The sequence below is a fragment of the Sphingopyxis terrae subsp. terrae NBRC 15098 genome (assembly GCF_001598815.1).
GTDB classification, from domain to species: Bacteria; Pseudomonadota; Alphaproteobacteria; order Sphingomonadales; family Sphingomonadaceae; genus Sphingopyxis; species Sphingopyxis terrae.
On sequence record NZ_BCZQ01000028.1, the window covers coordinates 53058 to 73497 of the forward strand.

Genomic DNA, 20440 nt, shown 5'->3' on the forward strand with positions numbered 1-20440 from the left:
CCTGCTCGGCCTCTGGCGGCCTTCAATATCTCACCCGCCCCGCCTTGCCCCGTGCAAGGAAGGTGTGCGCCACGTCACATCATAAAGGCCCCGCCCCTCGGTGCCTGTGATCAGGCTCACATCATAGATAGCAGCCAGAGGTTTATGCGTGATTGCCGCGCTGTTAACCTTCCGCTGACGGGCGGGCATCCAGGGTTTGCCGCCGTCCGAATGATATTCGTGGCACATGGCGCACGGCGATTCGGTCGCGGTCTCGACCTTCACCAGCCGCGCGCCACCCTCGCCCACATGGCAGTCGCGGCACTGGCGCAGCCCCGGCACCAGCAGGTCGCTGGCCGCCTTCGAACCCGGCGCGGCGGTATGGCAGTCGGCGCATTTCGTAGCCTTGTGCGCATCGTGATCGAACCAGCCCTTTTCCAAATAGCGCGGGGTCTGATTCACCGCCATCACCCGCCAATTGTTGCCCGATGCGGGCGCGAAAATGGTGTGGCAGTCGTAACAGGCCCCGCCCTTGGAGAAGACCGCGCGCACCGCATCGGCGGCGCGATTGGGCCGCACCGCGACCTCGCGGAAATAGATATTGTAAAGCTGACCCTCGGCATATTGGCCGGGCCGCCGCCGTTCCATGCCGCCGAGTTGCAGCGGCCGGCTCGGCGGGGTCGAGCGATAATAGGCGTAGAGGTCCGCCACGACCTGATCGGGCTCGCCATGACGCAGCGTCCGGGTAACGCCGCCGACGGTTTCGAAGGCCAGGCTGTGGCACATCGCACAGTCGCGTTCCATCACGACAGGTTTGATCCGCACCCCGTCGGCATCGGGGCGGTGGCAATTCTGACATTCGAGCTTCTTGCCGAAATCATATTGGCCGCGGAAACTTGCCGCCATCCGCGCCACCCCGCCGTTGGCGGCCAGATGGACGTCGTGCGGAAATTTCAGGCCGTCATAATCGACCAGCGGCCCCGTGCCGGGCATCGCGCGCGCCGGTTTGGCGCCCGGCGCCGCGCGGACGAGTGGGCGGAATTCGGGATGCGCGGTGCCGAAATCGCCGGCATCGGCGACATCGACCTTGAACCCCGCCGCCTTGAGCCGCGAAGCCATGCCATCGTGGCAATCGGCGCAGAATTTTTGCGGTGTCGGCGGCATCGGCCCCGCGCCCTCATGTTCGGTATGGCATTCGACGCAGCGCCCCTGCGGCTTGTTGAACGCCTTGGCGAAGCCGGCGAGGACTTTCTCGCCGACACCCGGCGGGTGCCGTGCGGCGAGCAGCATCGCGGTCGAGGCATCGGCATGGCTCGCGCTCATCGCCTTATGCTCGCCCGTGTGGCATCCGACGCACGCCTTGTCGGTTACTGCGACGAAGGCATCGACATGGCAGGCCTGGCAATCATTCTTCAGGCTGGCGTGCGCGCTCGACAGCGGCCCCGACAGCCACGCCTTGTCGGCATGATAGCCCTGCGGCCGGACATCGACGCTGCGATAGCTGTGCCAGGCCCAGATCGGCCCGATCAGAAAGGCGAGCAGCACGACCAGCGCAAAGGCCCAGGCGCCCATGCGGCGCCCCGGCATTACCGCGGCGAGCGAAAAGGCCCGGGCCTCGTCGACATCCTTCGACGATTGCGACAGTTCGTCGATCCGCTCGACGAGCAGGATAATATTCTCCCCCTCGCGCGCGATCGTCAGCCGGTGGCCGCCAAAGCGCAGTTCGGCCCCCGCCGCGCTGTCGATGTCGGCGATGTCGAGCGTCCGGCCGTTGAGGTCGAACCCCAGCCCCTCGCTCGCCTGCACCCGCACATGGCGGCCGTCGGCGCTGCTGATCGTCGCATGCTGCGGGTTCACCGCCAGATCAGCGACGTGGATCGTGTTGCCGCCGTCGCGGCCCAGCGTGATGCTGGCACCGGGCAGCGGCTGATCGCGAACGATCTGCTTGCCCGTCTTGGTCGTCGATATGCGGCGCAGGATGAAGCTCATGATCCCCGCCTCACCAGTAAAAGAAGACGCTGATGATATGCGCCGACAGCGCCGCGATCAGCGCGAAGGTCAGCGGCACATGCACATAGAGCCAGATCTCCAGCATCGCCCGGATGCGCAAATGCGCGCGCAGACGGGCCAGTGCGGCTTCCTTTTGCGAAAGCAGTCCGATGACCTTCTGCCGCGCGTCGGCGTTGCCCCCGTGCGAGAGCGACAACGCGCGCAGCGCCGCCGCCGTCGCGTCCTTCGGATAGCGCCCGGAAAGCCGTGCCCTGATACCTCCCGCAAAGGGATCTTCGTCGAGCGAGGCGAGCACCGGTGCGGTATCCTCCGGCGACAGCGGCTGCGCGGCGGCGTGCAGTTGGCGGTCGAAGGCGCGGATCGCCTCCAGCATCTGCATCTGCGTCATCTCGTCGCGATTGTTCGACAGCGCCGCGGGCAGCGTCGCATAGACGATGACGCCATAAAGCCCCGACAATATGACGAGCATCATCAGCGCCCAGGCGAGCGTATGGACGTTCCAGCCGAGCTGGAAACCCGTGTGCCAGGTGCCGATGACGATCAGGCTCAGCCCCAGATAGACATGCGCCGACGTCCACGCCTTCAGCGACCAGGCATCGCGCGTCATCTTGCGCTTGCGATAGCCGAGCGCGGTGAGCCAGAGGATCAGCAACGCGCCGATGGTGCCGAGCGTATAGCCGTACCAGCTTCCGCCATTGGGCCGCGGCGTCACATCGATCAGCGCATAGGAGGTGATGACGAGCAGGCAGAGGCCGCCCGAAATCTTTGCCCAGCGGAAATTGGCGTAGCGCAGAAAGCCCTCATGCTTGCGCTCGCGGACGCGTTCGGTCTGGGTGGCCCGGTTGCGGCGGCCCAAAAGCCTTCTGGGAAACAGACTCGCCATCAGCCCGCATCCTCCTCGAGCCGCGCGATCGACAGAAACTCCTCGGGCGACACGCGGATCGCGGCCCCGGTCGGACAGGCGCGAACGCAGGCCGGCCCGCCGGCAATGCCCTTGCACATGTCGCACTTCACCGCGATTTTCTTGGGCTTTTCGTCGCCGAGCTTTTTCTTGGTCCATTTGGGCGACGGTTCGCCCGGCCCCGGCCCCTTGCCGAAGAGCAGCCAGCTAAGCAGCCCCGGCTTCGGCGGCGGCGCGGCCTCCATGCGGATCACGCCATAGGGGCAGTTGCGCATGCAGTTGCCGCAGCCGATGCAACCCGGCTCCATGAACACCTCGCCGTCGGGGCCGCGGTGGATCACGTTCGGCGGGCAGTCGGCCATGCAATGCGGATGTTCGCAGTGGCGGCAGCTTGTCGGCACATGCAGATGCGCGAAGGTCTTGCCCGCCTCGCGGTCGAGCCGCGACAGTCCCTCGTGGCTGTCGGCGCAGGCCTTTTCGCAATTGTCGCAGCCGACGCACAGATTTTCGTCGATCAGCAGCGCGTCGGTCGCCTCGCCCAGCCCTTCCTTCATGATGAAGCTGGCGGTGTCCGAATAAAGGTCGACCGCGCTCGAATAGCTTGCCTTGCGCGATTCGATGAAGGCGTTCATCGCTGCGCGTTCGGCGACCGCCGCCTCGGTCGCGGCGCGCACCTGCGGCCGCGCGGCGAGCATCTTGCGAAAGCTTTCGCCGGTCAGCTTGATGACCTCGCTGCCGACCGCGGCCTTGACCGTCGCATTGCGCGGCTCGCCGCTGAGCACGCCCATCTCGCCGAAATAGCTGCCGGCGGGCAGATAGCGTAGGAAGATCGGCTTGCCGCCGATATCCTTTTCGACGACCATCGAGCCTGACCGGATGACATAGACATCGTCGCCCTGCTCGCCTTCGGTCACGACCACCTTGCCCGCCGGCACGCGCACGACCTCGGCCTGGTCGACGACCTCCTGCAGATCATCGACGGTCAGCCCGCCCTTGAAGATTTGCAGCAACTGGCGTTCGAGCGAGATGCGGTTGATGACGCGTTTCGCCCCCGGCACTGCGGCCATCAGCTTGAGCGCGGCGGTGCGCGATACCTCGACGAAGATGCTGTCCTCGCCGGCGCGGATCGTCGCACCGCGCTTGCGGCCCGATATCAGCCCGACCTCGCCGAAGATCGACCCCTGTTCGATGGGCACCGTGACGCCGGGCGCCACTTCCACCTCGGCGTGACCGTCGGCGATCGCGAACAGCGACGATCCCGGCTCGCCCTTTTCGAACACCACCTCGCCGCGGCGATAGAAGGCAACCTTCGAATCGAGCATGAATTCGCGCATCTGCAGCGGCGAGACATCGGCGAAGATGCGGACCCGCGTGCGCAGATAGTCGAGCCATTCGCTGACCGATTTCTTCTGCGGCAAATCGGCAAAGATCGCCGCCAGATCCTTTTCGTCGGCCGGGGTCAGCGCGCTGTTGCCGTTGATGAACTCGACGACGTCATAGCCCTGGTTCATGCAATGCTTGATCAGCGGATAGCCCGCGAGCGCACCGATCACGAAAATGCCCGGAACGGTCGATTCAAAGGTCGGGGACAATTTGGGAAAGGCTTCGCGGTCCGGGCCGGTGAATTCGATCCCCATCGATTCGACGAAGCCGCGCGGCGCGACCGACCCCAGCCGCGCGACGATCACGTCGCATTCGATCCGCTCGTCGCCGTTCGGCGTTTCCAGCGTCAGCCAGCCGGGCTCGACCAGCTTGGGCTGCGTTTCGGTGCGGATCGACAGAAAGCCGTTCTCGCCCGCCTCCATCATGTCGGAGACATTCTTCGCCTTGGCGCGCGCGAAATCCTTCGACCGGTTCAGAATGGTGACGGTGTTTTCCAGCGCTTCCTCGGCAACGCCGAGCGCATTCTCGATCCCCGCGTCGCCCGATCCGACCACGGTGATATGCTGGTTCTTGAAATCCTCGGGATCGTCGACCTGATAGATGATGTGCGGCAGATCATATCCGTCGCAGCGCAGGCGATTGGGATTGCCCTGCGTGCCGATGGCGAGGACGATATTTTCCGCCGCGATCACCGCGCCCTTGGCGGTCTTGATCGAAAAGGCACCCTTCTGCCCCGATACCTCGACGACCTCCGCCTGATAGGCGACATTGACGCCGTTGTTCGCGGCATCCTGATCCCAATTGCCCAGGATCGTTTCGCGCGCGCCCTCGGCGAAGCGGCAGTCGGACCGCAAATCGAGCCGTTCGGGCGTCGCAAGGACGCGCTTGCCCTTCTGATATTTGAAGATCGTATCCGAAAGATGGTCGGTCTTTTCCAGCAGCACATGCGCCAGCCCGAGCTGCGCCGCGCGCGCCGCGGCGCTCAGGCCGGCGGGCCCCGATCCGATGATCGCGACCTTGACCGCGTCGCTCATGCGCGATCGCTCCGCGACCCGTCGTCGCGCCCGTCGCCGTCGCTGCAGATGACCATGCGCACCAGCATCCCTTCCCCCTCTCGCCGGCCCCATTTGGCGATCAATTTACGGATGCGACCCGGACTTATGTCCTGGAAGGCGTAGCTATGCCCTTGAATGCGGGAAAAGGTCAATGCGGGAAAAGGTCGACCGGCGACGCGCGCACCGCGGCCGGCGAACATGATATTGAAGCGCTAAAGACGCGTCTTGGTCGGTCAGGCGATCTCGAACATCGCGGCAATGCGATCGGACGCCACGGGCTCCCACCGCGTCCAGCCTTCCGGGCCCAGCTTTTCCAGCGGGCGGAAGCGCGCCTTATACGCCATGCGGGCAGACCCTTCGATCCAATAGCCCAGATAGACGTAAGGCAGCCCCGCCTTGGACGCGCGGCGGATATGGTCGGCGATGATGAAGGTGCCCAGCCCCTCGCGCAGCGGATGGGCGGCATCGAAGAAGCTGTAGATCATCGACAGGCCGTCGCCCTGACGGTCGGTCAGGCAGCAGCCGACGAGCCGGCCGCGCGAACCGTCGGTCGTCGGCTCGCGATATTCGATCATATAGCTGTCGACCGGAGTTTGCTCGACCATGTCGGCAAAATCCTGTTCGTCCATATCGGCCATGCCGCCATCGGGGTGGCGCGCGCCGAGATAGGATCGCAGCAGCGCATATTGCTCCTCGGTCGCCCAGGGTTTGCACGCGGTGACGACCAGATCGGCATTGCGGCGGATCGTCCGCTTCTGCGATCCGCTCGGCTTGAACTCGCCCGCGCAGACGCGCACCGACACACAGGCGGTGCAATCGGCGCAGCTTGGGCGATAGGCGACCGACTGGCTACGGCGAAAGCCGATCCGGCCGAGCGCGTCGTTCAGCTCATTGGCATTATTGCCGCTCAGTTCGGTGAAAACCTTGCGCTCGGTCTTGCCGGCCAGATAGGGGCACGGCGCCGGGCTGGTCACGAAAAAGCGCGGAAAACGGAACGGTGCGGACACGCGGGCTCAACCTCCGGATTTGCAGAAGCGCCCCCACCGCGGTGCGCCGTCGCCTTCGTTCCAGCGACTATGCCGCGCACGGTCAATGGTGCAAAGTCCATTTACCATTTTAAAGCGTCTCGAACTGAATCAGCGCGAAAATTTTCTGAATCCGCCGCTAACTCTTGTCTCGATTTGAATCGACTCGGCCGCGTCGGCGTCCGGTTCAGCTATAGCCGCGCAGTTCGTCGCCGGTCAGCGTCGCGACGTGCAGCACATTGGTCGAACCCGGCGTCCCGAAGGGCACCCCCGCCATCATCACCAGCTTGGCCCCCGCCTTGCCGATGCCGTGGCGTAGCGCCATGCGCTTGCCCTTGGCGATCATCTCCTCGAAGCTGCCGATATCCTTGGTCGGCACCGCATGCGCCCCCCACAGCAGCCCCATGCGCCGCGCCGCATCGCGCTTCGGGGTCAGCACGAGCAAGGGCGCATTCGGCCGCTCGCGCGCGACGCGGCGCGCGGTCGATCCCGATGCGGTGAAACAGATGATCGCATCGGCGGCGATCGTCTCGATGATGCTGCCCGCGGCCTCGGCCAGCGCATCGGCGGTGGTCGCATCGGGCTGCGTCTCGGTGAAGTGCAACCGCCGGTAATAGTCGGGATCGCTTTCGACCGAGCGCGCGATCGAATCCATCATCGTCACCGCCTCGACCGGCCAGGCGCCCGCCGCCGTCTCGGCCGAGAGCATGATCGCGTCGGCGCCGTCATAGATGGCGGTCGCGACGTCGGACACTTCGGCGCGGGTCGGCGTCGGCGAGACGATCATCGATTCGAGCATCTGGGTCGCAACCACCACCGGCTTGCCCATCCGCCGCGCCGCCGCAACGATCCGCTTTTGCAGCGGCGGCACCGCCTCGGGCGGCAATTCGACGCCCAGGTCGCCGCGCGCGACCATCGCCGCGTCGGCGATCTCCAATATTTCCTCCAGCCGCGCGACCCCGGCGGGCTTTTCGAATTTGACCAGCAGAGCCGCCTTGCCGCCGATCAGCCGCCGCGCCTCGGCGACATCCTCGGGCCGCTGGACGAAGGACAGCGCGATCCAGTCGACATGCTGGTCGAGCGCGAAGGCAAGGTCGCGGCGATCCTTTTCGGTCAGCGCGGCGAGCGGCACGACCACGTCGGGGACGTTGACGCCCTTGCGATCCGAAATCTTGCCGCCGACCTCGACCAGCGTCTCGATGCGGTCGGGCGCGACGCTCTTGACGCGCAGCACCAGCTTGCCGTCATCGACCAGCAGGCGCGTCTCGGGTTCGAGCGCGGCGAACAGTTCGGGGTGCGGCAGGTGGACGCGGGTCGCATCGCCCGGCGCCTTGTCGGTGTCGAGCACGAAGGTGGCGCCGGTCGCCAGTTCGGCCGGCCCGTCGCGAAAGGTGCCCACGCGCAGCTTCGGCCCCTGCAGGTCGACCAGGATCGTCGTGGGCCGCCCCGTTTCCTTTTCCCGCGCGCGGATCGCGGCGATGACCTTGGCATGGCCGTCATGGTCGCCATGGCTCATGTTGACGCGAAAGGCGTCGGCGCCAGCGCGGTGCAGCGCGGCTATCATCTCGGCATTGGAGCTCGCGGGACCGAGCGTGGCAAGAATACGCACCTTGCGCTGGCGGGGGGTAAAGCTCTGGACCACGATTGCTCCGCTTGTCTCTTGATCTACAATATCGCTACGGCCGCGTGGCATGGCGCGTTGCCTGCCGAAGCGCAACCGCCGTATAGCTATTCATCCACAGACCGGAGAATGTCATGTCGTGCAGCGATGACCAACCGATGACCGCCGACCCCCTCGACAGCATCGACGATGCCGTCGCCGCGGCGGCCTTCCGCCGCCTTGTCCGCCTGCTCCGCCACCGCAGCGACGCGGCGAATATCGACCTGATGGGCCTCGCGGGTTTTTGCCGCAACTGCCTGGGCGACTGGATCGCCGAAGCGGGCGACCTCGACAAGGAAAGCGCCCGCGCCATCGTCCACGGCATGCCGACCGCCGAATGGAAGGCGCGCTTTCACGTTGCCGCCACCCCTCAGCAGCTTGCCCGCATGGAAGAAAGCATGGCCAAGAATCCCTGACCCCGCTAATCGGACGCCCGAGGCGATTCTCGCCACAACCATTCCTATCCATCGGAGCATAAAATGAGCGAAGCCACGACTGCCGACGAACAACTGCGCCTTTTCATCGAGCGCATCGAGCGGCTGGAAGAAGAGAAAAAGGGCATCGCCGACGATATCCGCGACGTTTATCTGGAATCGAAGTCGCAGGGCTATGATCCCAAGATCATGCGCCAGATCGTGCGCCTGCGCAAAATGCCGGTCCACGACCGCAAGGAAATGGAAGCGATTCTCGACGTTTACAAATCGGCACTCGGCATCGTCTGAGCCCGCCCCCAAGCCAAGGAGAGTGACGATGTTCAGCACCACGACCAACGCTGTCGAAGGCCATCCGGTCCGCGAATATCTGGGCATCGTTACCGGCGAGGTGATCGTCGGCGCGAACCTGTTCCGCGACCTGTTCGCCAGCATCACCGACATCGTCGGCGGCCGCTCGGGCAAGTATGAAGATGTCCTCGCCCGCGCCCGCAAGGAAGCGATTGGGGAAATGGAAGCCGAAGCCGCGCGCCTTGGCGGCAATGCCGTGATCGGCGTCGATCTCGACTATGAAGTGCTCGGCCAGAACGGATCGATGCTGATGGTCAGCGCTTCGGGAACCGCCGTGGTTGTCTGATCGGCGCCGCCGCCCGTAGTTGTCTGCGACCGCGCTTCGCGCTAGGGGCGGCCCCAGATTTTTCCGTTAAGGGAGGTAGGCCGTGGCCGGCCATAGCAAATTCAAGAACATCATGCACCGCAAGGGTGCGCAGGACAAAAAGCGCAGCAGCCTCTTTTCGAAGCTCAGCCGCGAAATCACGGTGGCGGCAAAGATGGGCCTGCCCGATCCCGACGCCAACGCCCGCCTTCGCGCGGCGGTCAACGCTGCCAAGGCGCAGTCGATGCCCAAGGACAATATCCAGCGCGCGATCGACAAGGCCGCAGGCAATGATGGCGAGAATTACGAGGAAATCCGTTACGAAGGCTATGGCCCCGGCGGCGTGTCGCTGATCGTCGAAGCGCTGACCGACAATCGCAACCGCACCGCGACCAATGTCCGCACCGCGTTCAGCAAGAATGGCGGCAACCTCGGCACGTCGGGCAGCGTCAGCCACGGCTTCGACCGGCTCGGCATGATCAGCTATGCGGCAAGCGCGGGCGATGCCGACACCGTCTTCGAAGCCGCGCTCGATGCGGGCGCCGACGATGTCGAATCGACCGAAGATGGCCATGACATCTGGACCAGCGTCGATTCCTTGCACGAAGTCGCAAAGGCGCTCGAAGCCAAGCTGGGCGAAGCCGAAGGCGTGAAACTCGCGTGGCGCCCGACGCTGAAAAGCGAAGTCGCCGACGAAAGCGTCGCGCAGACGCTGTTCAAGCTGATCGACACGCTCGACGATGACGACGATGTGCAGACCGTGTGGGGCAATTATGAAATCCCCGACGCGGTGATGGAAAAGCTCGGATGACAAACCCCTCCCCTCCCGCTTGCGGGAGGGGCCGGGGGTGGGCCGATGCACGGCGCGCCGCTTGCCCACCCCAAACCCCTCCCGCAAGCGGGAGGGGCTTCTAACATGATCATCCTCGGCCTCGATCCCTCGCTCAGTTGTACCGGCTGGGGCGTCATCCGCGTCGAGGGCAGCCGGATCGGCCACATCGCCAACGGGCAGGTGAAGACCGACGCCAAGGCGTCCCTGCCCGACCGGCTCGCCTATCTCGACACCGTGCTAGCCGCCGTGATCGCCGATCACGCACCGGCTTGCGCGGCGGTCGAGGAGGTCTTCGTCAACGACAATCCGCAATCGACGTTGAAGCTCGCGCATGCGCGCGGCGTCGTTCTCCTCGGCTGCGCGCGCGGCGGGCTCACGGTCACCGAATATGCCCCGCGGCTGGTCAAGAAGGCGATCGTCGGCACCGGCGGTGCGGCGAAGGAGCAGGTGCAGGCGATGCTGCGCGTGCTGCTCCCCGGCGCGAAGGTTGCAGGCGCCGACGCGGCCGATGCGCTGGCGGTCGCGATCTGCCATGCGAACCACCGGCCGCGTATTTGAAGGGTTCACGCGAAGACGCGAAGGCGCGAAGAGGCTGGCTCGGGCCGTCAGGCCCCTTTCTCCTTGACGCCGCGTCATCGCGCACCACCCGACGATGAATGCCGCTTTGCGGCAAATGCAACATCTTCCCGCCTTCGCGTCTTCGCGTGACCCAAATCTGTTCCCTTTTCATTCCTATCACGCTAGCACATCGCCATGATCGCAAAACTCACCGGACGGCTCGATTCAAGCGGCGCAGGCCATGCGGTGATCGACGTCGGCGGCGTCGGTTATCTGGTCGAGGCATCGGCGCGCACGCTCGACGCGCTCGGCCCGGTCGGCGGCGATGTCACCATCCACACCGAAATGCTGGTGGGCGAGGATTTCCTCCGCCTGCTCGGCTTCGCCCGCGCCGAGGAACGCGACTGGTTCCGCCTGCTCACCAGCGTTCAGGGCGTCGGCGCAAAGGTCGCGCTCGCGATCCTCTCCGCGCTCGAAGTCGCCGACCTGCAACGCGCGCTCGCCAGCGGCGACAGCGCGATGATCGCGCGCGCCAACGGCGTCGGACCGAAGCTCGCACAACGCATCGCGCACGAACTGAAGGACAAAGCAGGCGCACTGGGCGGGATCGCGGGCAGCGGCCCCGCGGCCGTCCCGGCCGCCGGCCCGCTCGGCGATGCCGTAACCGCCCTCACCGGCCTCGGCTTCAAACCCGGCGAAGCGAGCGCCGCCGTCGCCGCGGCGAGCGAGGAACTGGGCGCGGGCGCCACTCTGGATGCGCTGGTTCGCGTCGCGCTCAAAAAGGCGGCGAAATGACCGCCCTCACCCGCCACGCCTCCTGCCGCTGCGGCCAGATCCGAATTGCCTGCACGGGTGAGCCGATCCGCGTGTCGGTGTGCCATTGCCGCGAGTGCAAGGCGCGCAGCGGCAGCGCCTTTGCCGCACAGGTCCGCTTTCCCGTCGAGCAGGTCCGCATCGAGGGCGAAGCGAGCGCGAAGATGTGGCAATATACCGGCGAGAGCGGCAACACCGCCGACTTCTTCTTTTGCGGCACCTGCGGTTCGGGCGTCTGGTATCGCGCGCGCCCCTATCACGACGCCTACGCCATCCCGCTCGGCAATTTCGCGCCCGGCCACGGCTTCATTCCCGACTATTCGGTGTATGAGGAACGCAAGGAGCCTTGGGTTTCGATCACCGGCGAGGCAATAGAGCATTATGACTGAGCCCGCCCTGACGACGCCGATCCGCACCCCCGAGGATGCCGACGCCGCGCTGCGGCCGAAGTCGCTCGCCGAATTCGTGGGTCAGGCGGCGGCGCGAGAGAATCTGCGCATCTTCATCGAGGCGGCAAAGGCGCGCGCCGACGCGCTCGACCATGTGCTCTTCTTCGGCCCGCCGGGGCTGGGCAAGACGACGCTGGCACAGATCGTCGCAAAGGAACTCGGCGTCGGTTTCCGGTCGACCAGCGGCCCGGTGATCGCCAAGGCGGGCGACCTTGCCGCGCTGCTCACCAATCTGGAGGATGGCGACGTCCTCTTCATCGACGAAATCCACCGCCTGTCGCCCGCGGTCGAGGAAATCCTCTATCCCGCGATGGAAGATCGCGCGCTCGACATCATGATCGGCGAAGGACCGTCGGCGCGCAGCGTGCGGATCGATCTGCCCAAATTCACCCTCGTCGGCGCCACCACGCGGCAGGGGTTGCTGACGACCCCGCTGCGCGATCGCTTCGGCATCCCGGTGCGGCTCAATTTCTATACCCATGCCGAACTCGAACAAGTGATCGGCCGCGCCGCGCGCTTGCTCGGCCTCGGCATCGCGCCCGACGGCGCGCTCGAAATCGCGAAGCGTTCGCGCGGCACACCGCGCATCGCCGGGCGCCTGCTCCGCCGCGTGCGTGATTTTGCGACAGTGGCGGGGGCGCAGATCGTCGACGCGCGGGTCGCCGACGCGGCGCTCAACCGGCTGGAGGTCGATGCGCTGGGCCTCGACGCGATGGACCGCCGCTACCTTGCCATGATCGCCGACATCTATCGCGGCGGCCCCGTGGGGGTCGAAACGCTGGCCGCGGGCCTCAGCGAGCCGCGCGACACGATCGAGGATGTGATCGAACCCTATCTGCTCCAGATCGGCCTGATCGCCCGCACCGCGCGCGGCCGCTGCCTCAACGCCAGCGCATGGAAGCATCTGGGCCTCAATCCGCCCGCGGGGGTGCAGGACGGATTATTCGATTCTGGCGGCGGCGCGGCAAAATAGGACGGAAAAGTGCGGCTTTGAATCCGTCAACCGGCCCCGCGCTGCGACGAACCGTTCAAGAGGGCTTTGCGACGAGTCGAAGCATCGCTATCGCTCGCAGCTATGGTTGACGTTCCGCCTCCTTTCATCCCCGGCGCCTTTGTCGGGGCCGCGCATCATTACCGGCTGCGCGTCTATTTCGAGGACACCGACCTCAGCGGCATCGTCTATCACGCCAATTATCTGCGCTATATGGAGCGTGCCCGATCGGACATGCTGCGCATCGCCGGGATCGACCAGCGCGCGGCGATGGAAGCGGGCGAAGGCGCCTGGGCCGTCACCGACCTTGCGATCAAATATGTACGCCCGGCCAAGCTCGACGACGATTTGCTGGTTATCAGCACCGTCGAGGCGGTGCGCGGCGCGAGCGTGATTATCGCGCAACGCATCCTTCGCGGTCAGGACGAGTTAACCAACGGGCGTGTTACTGCAGCCTTTCTGTCGCCCGAGGGCCGGCCGCGCCGCCAGCCCGCCGGGTGGGCCAGCCGCTTTACCGCGATCATGAATGGAGAGACCATCCCTTGCTAGACAATATCAAGCTGGCCGCCGACGCGGCGACCTTGTCCCCCATCGCGCTGTTCCTGCAGGCCGATATCATCGTGAAGGCGGTAATGATCGGGTTGCTTGCCGCGTCCATCTATGTGTGGGCGGTGATCTTCACCCACGGCCGCGGCGTCGGCAAAATGATGAAGGCGTCGGACAGCTTCGAGCGCGATTTCTGGCGCGCCGACAATATCGACAAATTCTATGACAAGAATGGCAATGAAGAATTGCCGAGCGCGAAGGTGCTGGCTGCGGGGATCGGCGAGTGGCGCCGTTCGACGCGGAGCAAGGTCATCGACCGTGAAGGAACGCGCGAACGGCTGGGCATTGCGATGAACAGCGCCGTCGCCGGTGAGGTCGATCGCCTCGCCGAAAAGATCGGCACGCTGGCCACCATCGGTTCGGTTGCGCCCTTTGTCGGCCTGTTCGGGACGGTGTGGGGGATCATGCGCAGCTTCACCGCGATTGCCGCGTCGAACAACAGCAGCCTCGCCGTCGTTGCGCCGGGGATCGCCGAGGCGCTTTTCGCAACTGCGATCGGGCTGTTCGCGGCCATCCCCGCGGTGATTGCCTATAACGCCTTTTCGCAGCGGCTGAACCGGCTCGAATCGCGGCTCGGCCGCTTTGCCGATGGCCTGCACGCGACCTTCAGCCGCGAACTGGAGGTCGAAGCCTGATGGCGATGACCGGACCTTCGGGCGGCGTCGGCGGCCGGCGTCGCGGGCGCGGCGGGCGCCGGGCGCCGATGTCGGAGATCAACGTCACCCCGCTCGTCGACGTTATGCTGGTGCTGCTGATCATCTTCATGATCACCGCGCCGCTGCTTGCCTCGGCGGTGCCGATCGACCTGCCCGAAAGCCGGGCCAAGCCGATCGAGACCGAAGAGCAGGAGCCGGTGCAACTGTCGATCAATGCCGACGACACGCTGTATATCGGCGACCAGGTCGTCCCCGAAGCCGAACTGCCGGCCAGCCTCGATGCCATCGCGCGCGAGACGAAGGACGGCGACAAGCCGCGCCAGATCATGCTGCGCGCCGACAAGGGGCTCGATTATGGCCGGGTGATGCGCGTGATGGGCGAACTCAATCGCGCCGGCCTGTCGCGCATCGCGCTGGTGACGACAGGCGCCGACACCGATACCGCCGCTGCCGCCGAAAGCGCGGTCACGGACGGTTCAGAAACGCAGCCATAGGGTCAAGATCATGGCCGAAGCACGGGCATATGGGGCAACACAAGGACGCGGCATCGCCGTGGCCGTCGCCGCGCATGTCGTGATTATCGTACTGTTGTCAGTGCAATGGACCGCGGGCCAGCGCCGCTTCGACAATCCGCCGATGGAGATCGACCTGATCGCCGAGACGGCGCCGCAATCGACTGCGCCGATCATCAGCGCCAATCCCCCCGCCGCACGGCTGGGCGAGGAGGATGCGGCCGATATCGCCGCGCCGCCCGAACCGGTGCCGACGCCGCCGCTGCCCGAGCCCGTCGTCCGCCCGACGCCCGCCCCCGCACCAAAGCAGGTCGCGAAACCCGTACCGGCAACGCCCAAGAAATCCCCGCCAGCGGCCCAAAAGGCGCCGCCGCGGCCGACACCCAAGGCCGAACCGAAAAAACAGTCGTCGCGGCCCACTGGCCGTCTCGACGGCATCGTCGACGGGCTGAGCCGTTCGCAGCCAAAGGCACCGGCTTCCAAGGGCGCACCGGCCGCCGCGACGGCGGCCGAGGTCAAGCGCTCGATCGACGTCAGCATCAAGGCCGCCGTCGGTCCGCGCTGGAACGGATGCCGCATCAGCGGCGTCGATGTCGATCAACTCAAGACCGTGGTCAAATTCCGCCTGACCCAGTCGGGGGCGCTCGCCGGATTTACCAGCGTCGAGACGAGCGGCCAGAACGACAGCAACAAATTCCAGGTCCAGCGGCATCAGGAATGCGCCAAGCGTGCCATCGAACTCGCCGCCCCCTTCGACCTGCCCGAGGAAAATTACAGCTTCTGGCAGAATTACACGCTCGATTTCATCAAGAGGTAAGAGAGATGCCGCTTCGCTCCATCGCCCTCCCGCTCGCGCTCATGCTGTCCGTCGCCCCGGCGTTGGCGCAGGTCGCATCGCCCACACCCGCCCCCGCAGTCCCCACCGAACCGCGCGAAACGATCGAAGGCACGCTGTCCCAGGACCGCACGGTCATCGCGGTTCCCGCTTTCGCCACGCCTGCCGTCACCACCGTCGCCGGGCTGCGCACCGACAATCTGGGGCGGCAGATCGCCGATGTGATCGCCGCCGATCTTGAACGCAGCGGGCTTTACGCGCCGCTCGGCCCCGGCAGCGTTCGCGCGATCAGCATGGCGGAAGTGCGCGCGCCGCGCTTCGCCGACTGGCAGGCGCGCAACGCCGAAAATGTCGTCCATGGCTTCGTCCAGACGAACAGCACCGGCGGCTTCGTCGTCGGCTGCTATCTCTATGACACCCAACTCGGCAGCGAACTGGTGCGGCAGGGTTTCGAAATCCAGCCGGGCGACTGGCGCCGCGCCGCGCACAAATGCGCCGACGCCATCTATTCGCGCCTGTCGGGGGAATCGCCCTTCTTCGACAGCCGCGTCGCTTATATCGCCGAGAGCGGCCCCAAGGGGAACCGGATCAAGCGCCTTGCGATCATGGATTCGGACGGCGGTAATCACCGCTTCATCACCAACGGCCAGGCGCTGGCGCTGTCTCCCCGTTTCTCGCCCGATTACAAGAAGATCGTCTATGTCAGCTATCTGAACGACCGCGTCCGCGTCTTCATCTATGACGTCAATGGGGGCACGCAGAAGCTGGTGACCGAAAGCCGCAACGCGACCTTCGCGCCGCGCTGGTCGCCCGATGGCCGGCAGATCCTCTTTTCGATGGCGGTCGGCGGCAACACCGACATCTATCGCATCTCGACCGAAGGCGGCACGCCGGTGCGGTTGACCAACGCACCGGGCATCGACGTCGGCGGCAGCTTTTCGCCCGACGGCAAGAAGATCGTCTTCGAAAGCGACCGGTCGGGCAGCCAGCAAATCTATACGATGAATGTTGACGGGTCCGATCAGCGCCGGATCAGCTTCGGCGGCGGTCGCTATGCGACGCCCGAATGGTCGCCGCGCGGCGACCTGATCGCCTTCACCAAAATGGGCGGCGGCGAGTTCCGCATCGGCGTGATGACCCCCGGCGGCAGCGGCGAGCGGCTGCTGACCAACAGCTGGCAGGACGAAGCGCCGACCTGGTCGCCCAACGGCCGCGTGATTCAGTTCTTCCGCACCACATCGGGCCGCGAGGGCAAATCGACGATCTGGCAGGTTGACCTGACCGGCGTGAACCTGCGCCGGTTGCCTACGCCGCAGGACGGGTCCGACCCGAGCTGGGGCCCGATCCTGCCCTGAGGCGCGCCGACGCGCGCGGAACCAAAGGAAAACCGCGGGGTTCAATCCTGTGTTAAATTGACGTTCATCGCATTTCGCCACGACTGAAAACGCAACAAAAAGGACAGACGACATGACGATACGCAAAACCACCGCGATGATCGCGGCGATCACCATGCTGACTGTGGGTGCCTGTTCGAAGAAAGCCCCCGAAACGCTGCCGCCGGCCCCCGAAGGGACCGACACCGGGACCGGCACGGGAACCGATCCCAATGCGGTCGTTCCGGGTTCGCAGCAGGACTTCATCGCCAATGTCGCCTCGGACCGCATCTTCTTCGGCTTCGATCAATATAATGTCGATGCAGAGGATATGGCGACGCTGCAAAGCCAGGCGCAATGGCTGCAGCGCAATCCCGCGGTGCGCGTGACGATCGAAGGTCATGCCGACGAACGCGGTACCCGCGACTATAATATCGCGCTCGGCGAACGCCGCGCCAACGCTGCGAAGAATTATCTCGCCTCGCTCGGCATCGACCCGAGCCGTATGAATGTCATCAGCTATGGCAAGGAACGGCCGGCCGAACTCGGATCGAACGAGGAAGCCTGGGCGAAGAACCGCCGCGCGGTGACGGTCGTTATCGGCCGCTGATCAACGGCCAAAGCGGCACCGTCGCCCAAGCGGCGGTGCAAGCGAACACACCGAAGGGGACGGCCCGCATCGACAGCGGGCCGTCCCCTTTTCGCTGCGCACCAAGCGCCCAGACCAGCCCGCCCAGGCTAGCGAGCAGCAACAGCAGCGGCAGCGCCTGCCACCCGATCCAGCACCCGATCGCAGCGACCAGCTTGGGATCGCCGCCCCCCATCCCCTCGCTCCCGCGCACGTGCCGGTAGGCGGCAGCGATGCCGGCGAGGACCAGCCCGCCTGCCACCGCGCCGATCCAGCGATCGAGCAGACTTACTTCGAGCAGCGGCCCGGCGAGCAGCAGTCCGGCGAGCGCCAGCACCACGTTGAGCGGATCGGGCAGCCACATATGCCGCGCGTCGAGCAGCGCGAGCGGCAGCAACAGCCAGCCAAACAACGCCCATAACCAGCCCGCCGTGCCGGGCATCAGCGCGAGCGCCGCTGCCCCGATCGCCGCCGACAACAATTCGACCCGCCAATGCAGCGCGTCAATCGGCGCGCCGCAATGACGGCAGCGACCACGCGCCGCGATGGCCGACAGCAAGGGTATAAGGTCGCGCGCGGTCAGCGCCGTGCCGCATGCATCGCACAGCGAACGCCCGCGCAACACCGACCGCCCCAGCGGCCAGCGCAGCACCAGCGTCGCCAGAAAGCTACCGAGCAGCAACCCCGCCAACGCGGCCAGGCCGACGCCCATGCCAAAGGGCAAGGCGTCGAGCGCCGCCATGTCAGAATCGGCCCGTGGTCGCCAGCACGTAGCCGTCCGCCGCCGGACGGAAGCCGAGCATCGTCAACGCCGCCGCCATCGTCGGATCGTCGTCGACGGTGATCGCGAACTGCGCGCGCCACGCGCCACGACCGTCAAACCCCAGCGTCAGCCGCTCCATCCCCGACTGGCTGCTCAGCGCCGCCTGTGCACGCCCGTTCGCACAGCTCAGCGGTCCCGACAGCCCGCGCGCCAGATCCAGACCGGCAATCGGCGCCGCGATCGAAAGCTGCACCCGCCCGCTTGCCTCCACGCATTTCCCGTCATTGTCGAAGCGTGTGGTGGCGCCTTCGAAGCGGATGGTGTCGACGGGGATCGCGCCGAGGCCGCCCGCGAGCGTTGTGACGCCGTTGACGTCGGCGGCGCCGCGCGGGTTTGTGCCGTAGAGTCGGCCCGACAAGGCGCCCAGCCGATCGTCCTGGCGCGCAAAGGCGAGTTCGGTGCCGCCCGTCAGCAGCGCGAGCGGCGACAAGCTGGCCTTGACCGTGCCGAGCGGCAGCGCGCCCAATCGCGCGTCGACAAGTTCGCCCGACCAGACCGAGCCGCGCACCGTCCGCGCGCTGAAGCCCGCGTCGGCGACCCCGGCGAGCGACAATGCCAGCCGCATCGGAAAGGTCGCGGCGATCAGCAGCAGCGCGAACAGCGCCGCGGCGGCGATCCAGAGGCGGTGCGAGCGGGCCATCACTGTCCGCCCTTGCGCAGTTCGGCGGTCATGCCCACCGTGCCGTCGGCAGCGGGGGTGACCGTGAGCTGGTCGACAACGAACCCCTGCGTCTCGAGCGCCGCGAGCCAGTCGTTGAGGACGGGCGCCTTCGCGGTCGCGATGGCGATGGTTGCCTGCGCCGTTCCGCGCGCTTCGTTACGGTCGAGGGTCAGGCCGATCTCGCCCGCGGATTGCGCCAGAAACTGGTCGATCGCTACCGCATCGGTGGCGGCAGCGACCGCCTTCGCCGGACGCTGCGACAAAAGATGCACCTTGGCCGCGACGCGCCCTTCGCGCTCGATCGCGGCGGCATGGTTGGTGCCAAGATCGACCAGCGCCGCATAGGCTGGACGGGCGAGCGCCCAGACGAGCACCGCCAGCGCCAGCGTCGCTGCAATGCCGACAAGCCAATGCTCGCGCCGTGACAAACCCGCCAACCAATTGCGCATCCTGTCGATCATGGCACCGCCCGAACCGTGATATTTGCCATCTGCTGGCCATCGGTGCCCGCCATCGGCTGCGCGGTCACGCGATAGCCGCGCGCCTGCAGCGCCAGCAGCACCTTGTTGAGATCATCCACGCGCGGCCCCGCCAGCGTCGTCGTCAGCGTCCCGTCGGTGCGGTGCGACAGCGTCTTGAGCGTCACTCCCGGCGTGTCGCGCATCGCATCGAACAGAGCCGACGCCGGAACCGAAAAGGCGAGCGGCCCGCCGCCCGCGCTGGCCAGCCGGCGATCGACTTCGGCCTCCGCCGCGGTCGCATCGGGAGCTTCGATCCCCAGCGTTGCCGCAGCCGCAACAACTGCGGCATCGGCGCGGCGGGTGTCAGCGGCAAGGCGCACCGCATAAACGACCGGGACCAGCAGGCTGACGATCAGCAACGCCGCGAGCAGGCGCTTGCCGATCCGCACCAGATCCGGATCGGCCGCCCAGCGGCGCTTCGGCTTCCAGCTTCCGCTCAGCAGATCGAGCGGCGGCGCGGCGAGCGAGATCAGCAACGCTTCCCGCGCCGCATCGGCGCCCAGCGGGACGATCGTCCGCTCTTGCGCGACCAGCGCGTCGATTTCCGGATCGGAGCGCCATGCCCGATCGGCCGAGCGCAGGATCGCTTCGCCTCCAAGGTCGGCGGTCCACAAATGATCGGCGTCGGGCGGCGGCAAGATGGCGGCGGCGGGAAGGATCGCCGCAGCGGTCAGCCCCTCTGCCGCGAGCCAGCCGGTCCAGGCCGTCATCGCGGCGTGGGTGGTGACGGCCACCGGCACCGCCTGTCCGGTCTCGGCCGGTTCACCGGCCACGATGTGCAGTCCGGCCGCGTCGCCCAGACTGTCGCGCAGCGCGTCGATCCGCGCCGCCGCTGCCGCCTGCGCGGGGGCAGCATCGGGATAGGCGCGCCAATGGATCGGCACGTCGCCTGCAGGGGCGAGTGCGATGAGCCGATCGTCGCCCGCGTCGTCCTGCGGCTTTTCCCAGGCGTCGACCCAGCCTTCGTCCTGCCCGCTGTCGACGATCACACCATCGTCGACGCGCAGCCAGGCAGGCCGTGCGGCTTCGTCGCCACCGAGCGCCGCCGCCGACGGCAGCCAGAGGATCAGCGTCCGCGCCACG

Annotated in this window: 23 protein-coding genes; 14 read left to right on the forward strand and 9 right to left on the reverse strand. The window is 66.4% G+C overall.

Annotated features, from left to right (window positions below; translation table 11 throughout):
* Positions 1-30: 30 nt before the first annotated feature.
* The 5 genes from STE01S_RS15420 to pyk form a co-directional block, all read right to left on the reverse strand.
* A complete protein-coding gene (locus STE01S_RS15420) occupies positions 31-1968 on the reverse strand; it encodes a cytochrome c3 family protein (protein ID WP_062769287.1) in 1938 nt (645 codons plus the stop codon).
* 10 nt (positions 1969-1978) lie between these two features.
* The gene (locus tag STE01S_RS15425) at positions 1979-2872 is read right to left on the reverse strand and encodes a hypothetical protein (RefSeq protein WP_238929655.1); all 894 of its coding nucleotides are present in this window, start codon (positions 2870-2872) and stop codon (positions 1979-1981) included.
* Positions 2872-5307, reverse strand: a complete 2436-nt coding sequence (locus STE01S_RS15430; RefSeq protein ID WP_062769292.1) for a cyclic nucleotide-binding domain-containing protein — start codon at positions 5305-5307, stop codon at positions 2872-2874. Before STE01S_RS15430 ends, STE01S_RS15425 begins: the two co-directional genes overlap by 1 nt.
* Before the next feature lie 254 nt (positions 5308-5561).
* A complete protein-coding gene (locus STE01S_RS15440; RefSeq protein ID WP_062769298.1) occupies positions 5562-6335 on the reverse strand; it encodes an arginyltransferase in 774 nt (257 codons plus the stop codon).
* 205 nt (positions 6336-6540) lie between these two features.
* The gene (gene pyk / locus STE01S_RS15445; RefSeq protein ID WP_062769300.1) at positions 6541-7995 is read right to left on the reverse strand and encodes a pyruvate kinase; all 1455 of its coding nucleotides are present in this window, start codon (positions 7993-7995) and stop codon (positions 6541-6543) included.
* Positions 7996-8108: 113 nt separating this feature from the next.
* Here pyk and STE01S_RS15450 point away from each other — a divergent pair, with 113 nt between their 5' ends.
* The 14 genes from STE01S_RS15450 (at position 8109) to pal (ending at position 17334) form a co-directional block, all read left to right on the forward strand.
* Complete coding sequence (locus STE01S_RS15450; protein ID WP_003039221.1) at positions 8109-8429, forward strand: DUF1244 domain-containing protein; 321 nt, start codon at positions 8109-8111, stop codon at positions 8427-8429.
* Positions 8430-8492: 63 nt separating this feature from the next.
* Positions 8493-8735, forward strand: coding sequence for a DUF2312 domain-containing protein (locus STE01S_RS15455; RefSeq protein WP_003039223.1), 243 nt, complete (start codon positions 8493-8495; stop codon positions 8733-8735).
* A gap of 28 nt (positions 8736-8763) precedes the next feature.
* Positions 8764-9081: a YbjQ family protein gene (locus tag STE01S_RS15460; protein WP_058812003.1), complete on the forward strand. Its 318-nt coding sequence runs from the start codon at positions 8764-8766 to the stop codon at positions 9079-9081.
* An 82-nt stretch (positions 9082-9163) separates the two neighbouring features.
* Complete coding sequence (locus STE01S_RS15465) at positions 9164-9910, forward strand: YebC/PmpR family DNA-binding transcriptional regulator (RefSeq protein WP_003039229.1); 747 nt, start codon at positions 9164-9166, stop codon at positions 9908-9910.
* 105 nt (positions 9911-10015) lie between these two features.
* Positions 10016-10489, forward strand: a complete 474-nt coding sequence (gene ruvC, locus STE01S_RS15470; protein WP_062769303.1) for a crossover junction endodeoxyribonuclease RuvC — start codon at positions 10016-10018, stop codon at positions 10487-10489.
* Positions 10490-10684: 195 nt separating this feature from the next.
* On the forward strand, positions 10685-11284 hold the full coding sequence (gene ruvA / locus STE01S_RS15475; protein ID WP_003039234.1) for a Holliday junction branch migration protein RuvA: 600 nt from the start codon (positions 10685-10687) through the stop codon (positions 11282-11284).
* The gene (locus STE01S_RS15480) at positions 11281-11691 is read left to right on the forward strand and encodes a GFA family protein (RefSeq protein WP_062769306.1); all 411 of its coding nucleotides are present in this window, start codon (positions 11281-11283) and stop codon (positions 11689-11691) included. Before ruvA ends, STE01S_RS15480 begins: the two co-directional genes overlap by 4 nt.
* A complete protein-coding gene (ruvB, locus tag STE01S_RS15485) occupies positions 11684-12724 on the forward strand; it encodes a Holliday junction branch migration DNA helicase RuvB (RefSeq protein ID WP_062769309.1) in 1041 nt (346 codons plus the stop codon). The genes STE01S_RS15480 and ruvB overlap by 8 nt, the downstream gene beginning before the upstream one ends.
* A 102-nt stretch (positions 12725-12826) precedes the next feature.
* Complete coding sequence (locus tag STE01S_RS15490) at positions 12827-13291, forward strand: YbgC/FadM family acyl-CoA thioesterase (RefSeq protein WP_058811999.1); 465 nt, start codon at positions 12827-12829, stop codon at positions 13289-13291.
* Positions 13285-13983: a protein TolQ gene (gene tolQ, locus STE01S_RS15495; RefSeq protein ID WP_003039244.1), complete on the forward strand. Its 699-nt coding sequence runs from the start codon at positions 13285-13287 to the stop codon at positions 13981-13983. The genes STE01S_RS15490 and tolQ overlap by 7 nt, the downstream gene beginning before the upstream one ends.
* The gene (gene tolR / locus STE01S_RS15500) at positions 13983-14498 is read left to right on the forward strand and encodes a protein TolR (RefSeq protein WP_062769312.1); all 516 of its coding nucleotides are present in this window, start codon (positions 13983-13985) and stop codon (positions 14496-14498) included. The genes tolQ and tolR overlap by 1 nt, the downstream gene beginning before the upstream one ends.
* A 58-nt stretch (positions 14499-14556) precedes the next feature.
* Complete coding sequence (locus STE01S_RS15505) at positions 14557-15333, forward strand: hypothetical protein (protein WP_303745189.1); 777 nt, start codon at positions 14557-14559, stop codon at positions 15331-15333.
* A 5-nt stretch (positions 15334-15338) separates the two neighbouring features.
* Entirely contained in the window at positions 15339-16706 is a 1368-nt protein-coding gene (gene tolB / locus STE01S_RS15510; protein ID WP_062769318.1) for a Tol-Pal system beta propeller repeat protein TolB, read from the forward strand.
* 112 nt (positions 16707-16818) lie between these two features.
* Positions 16819-17334: a peptidoglycan-associated lipoprotein Pal gene (gene pal / locus STE01S_RS15515; RefSeq protein WP_174531846.1), complete on the forward strand. Its 516-nt coding sequence runs from the start codon at positions 16819-16821 to the stop codon at positions 17332-17334.
* On the opposite strand, the gene STE01S_RS15520 is transcribed toward pal, so the two are convergent.
* The 4 genes from STE01S_RS15520 to gspL are packed head-to-tail and all read right to left on the reverse strand — an operon-like array spanning position 17321 to position 20439.
* Positions 17321-18094, reverse strand: a complete 774-nt coding sequence (locus STE01S_RS15520) for a prepilin peptidase (protein ID WP_062769321.1) — start codon at positions 18092-18094, stop codon at positions 17321-17323. The genes pal and STE01S_RS15520 overlap by 14 nt on opposite strands.
* A gap of 1 nt (position 18095) precedes the next feature.
* The gene (locus tag STE01S_RS15525) at positions 18096-18815 is read right to left on the reverse strand and encodes a type II secretion system protein N (RefSeq protein WP_062769324.1); all 720 of its coding nucleotides are present in this window, start codon (positions 18813-18815) and stop codon (positions 18096-18098) included.
* Positions 18815-19297 carry a type II secretion system protein GspM gene (gene gspM / locus STE01S_RS15530; protein ID WP_062769327.1) on the reverse strand — a complete coding sequence of 161 codons (483 nt, stop codon included), beginning with the start codon at positions 19295-19297 and terminating at the stop codon, positions 18815-18817. The genes STE01S_RS15525 and gspM overlap by 1 nt, the downstream gene beginning before the upstream one ends.
* Positions 19294-20439, reverse strand: a complete 1146-nt coding sequence (gene gspL / locus STE01S_RS15535; protein ID WP_062769330.1) for a type II secretion system protein GspL — start codon at positions 20437-20439, stop codon at positions 19294-19296. The genes gspM and gspL overlap by 4 nt, the downstream gene beginning before the upstream one ends.
* Position 20440: the final 1 nt, after the last annotated feature.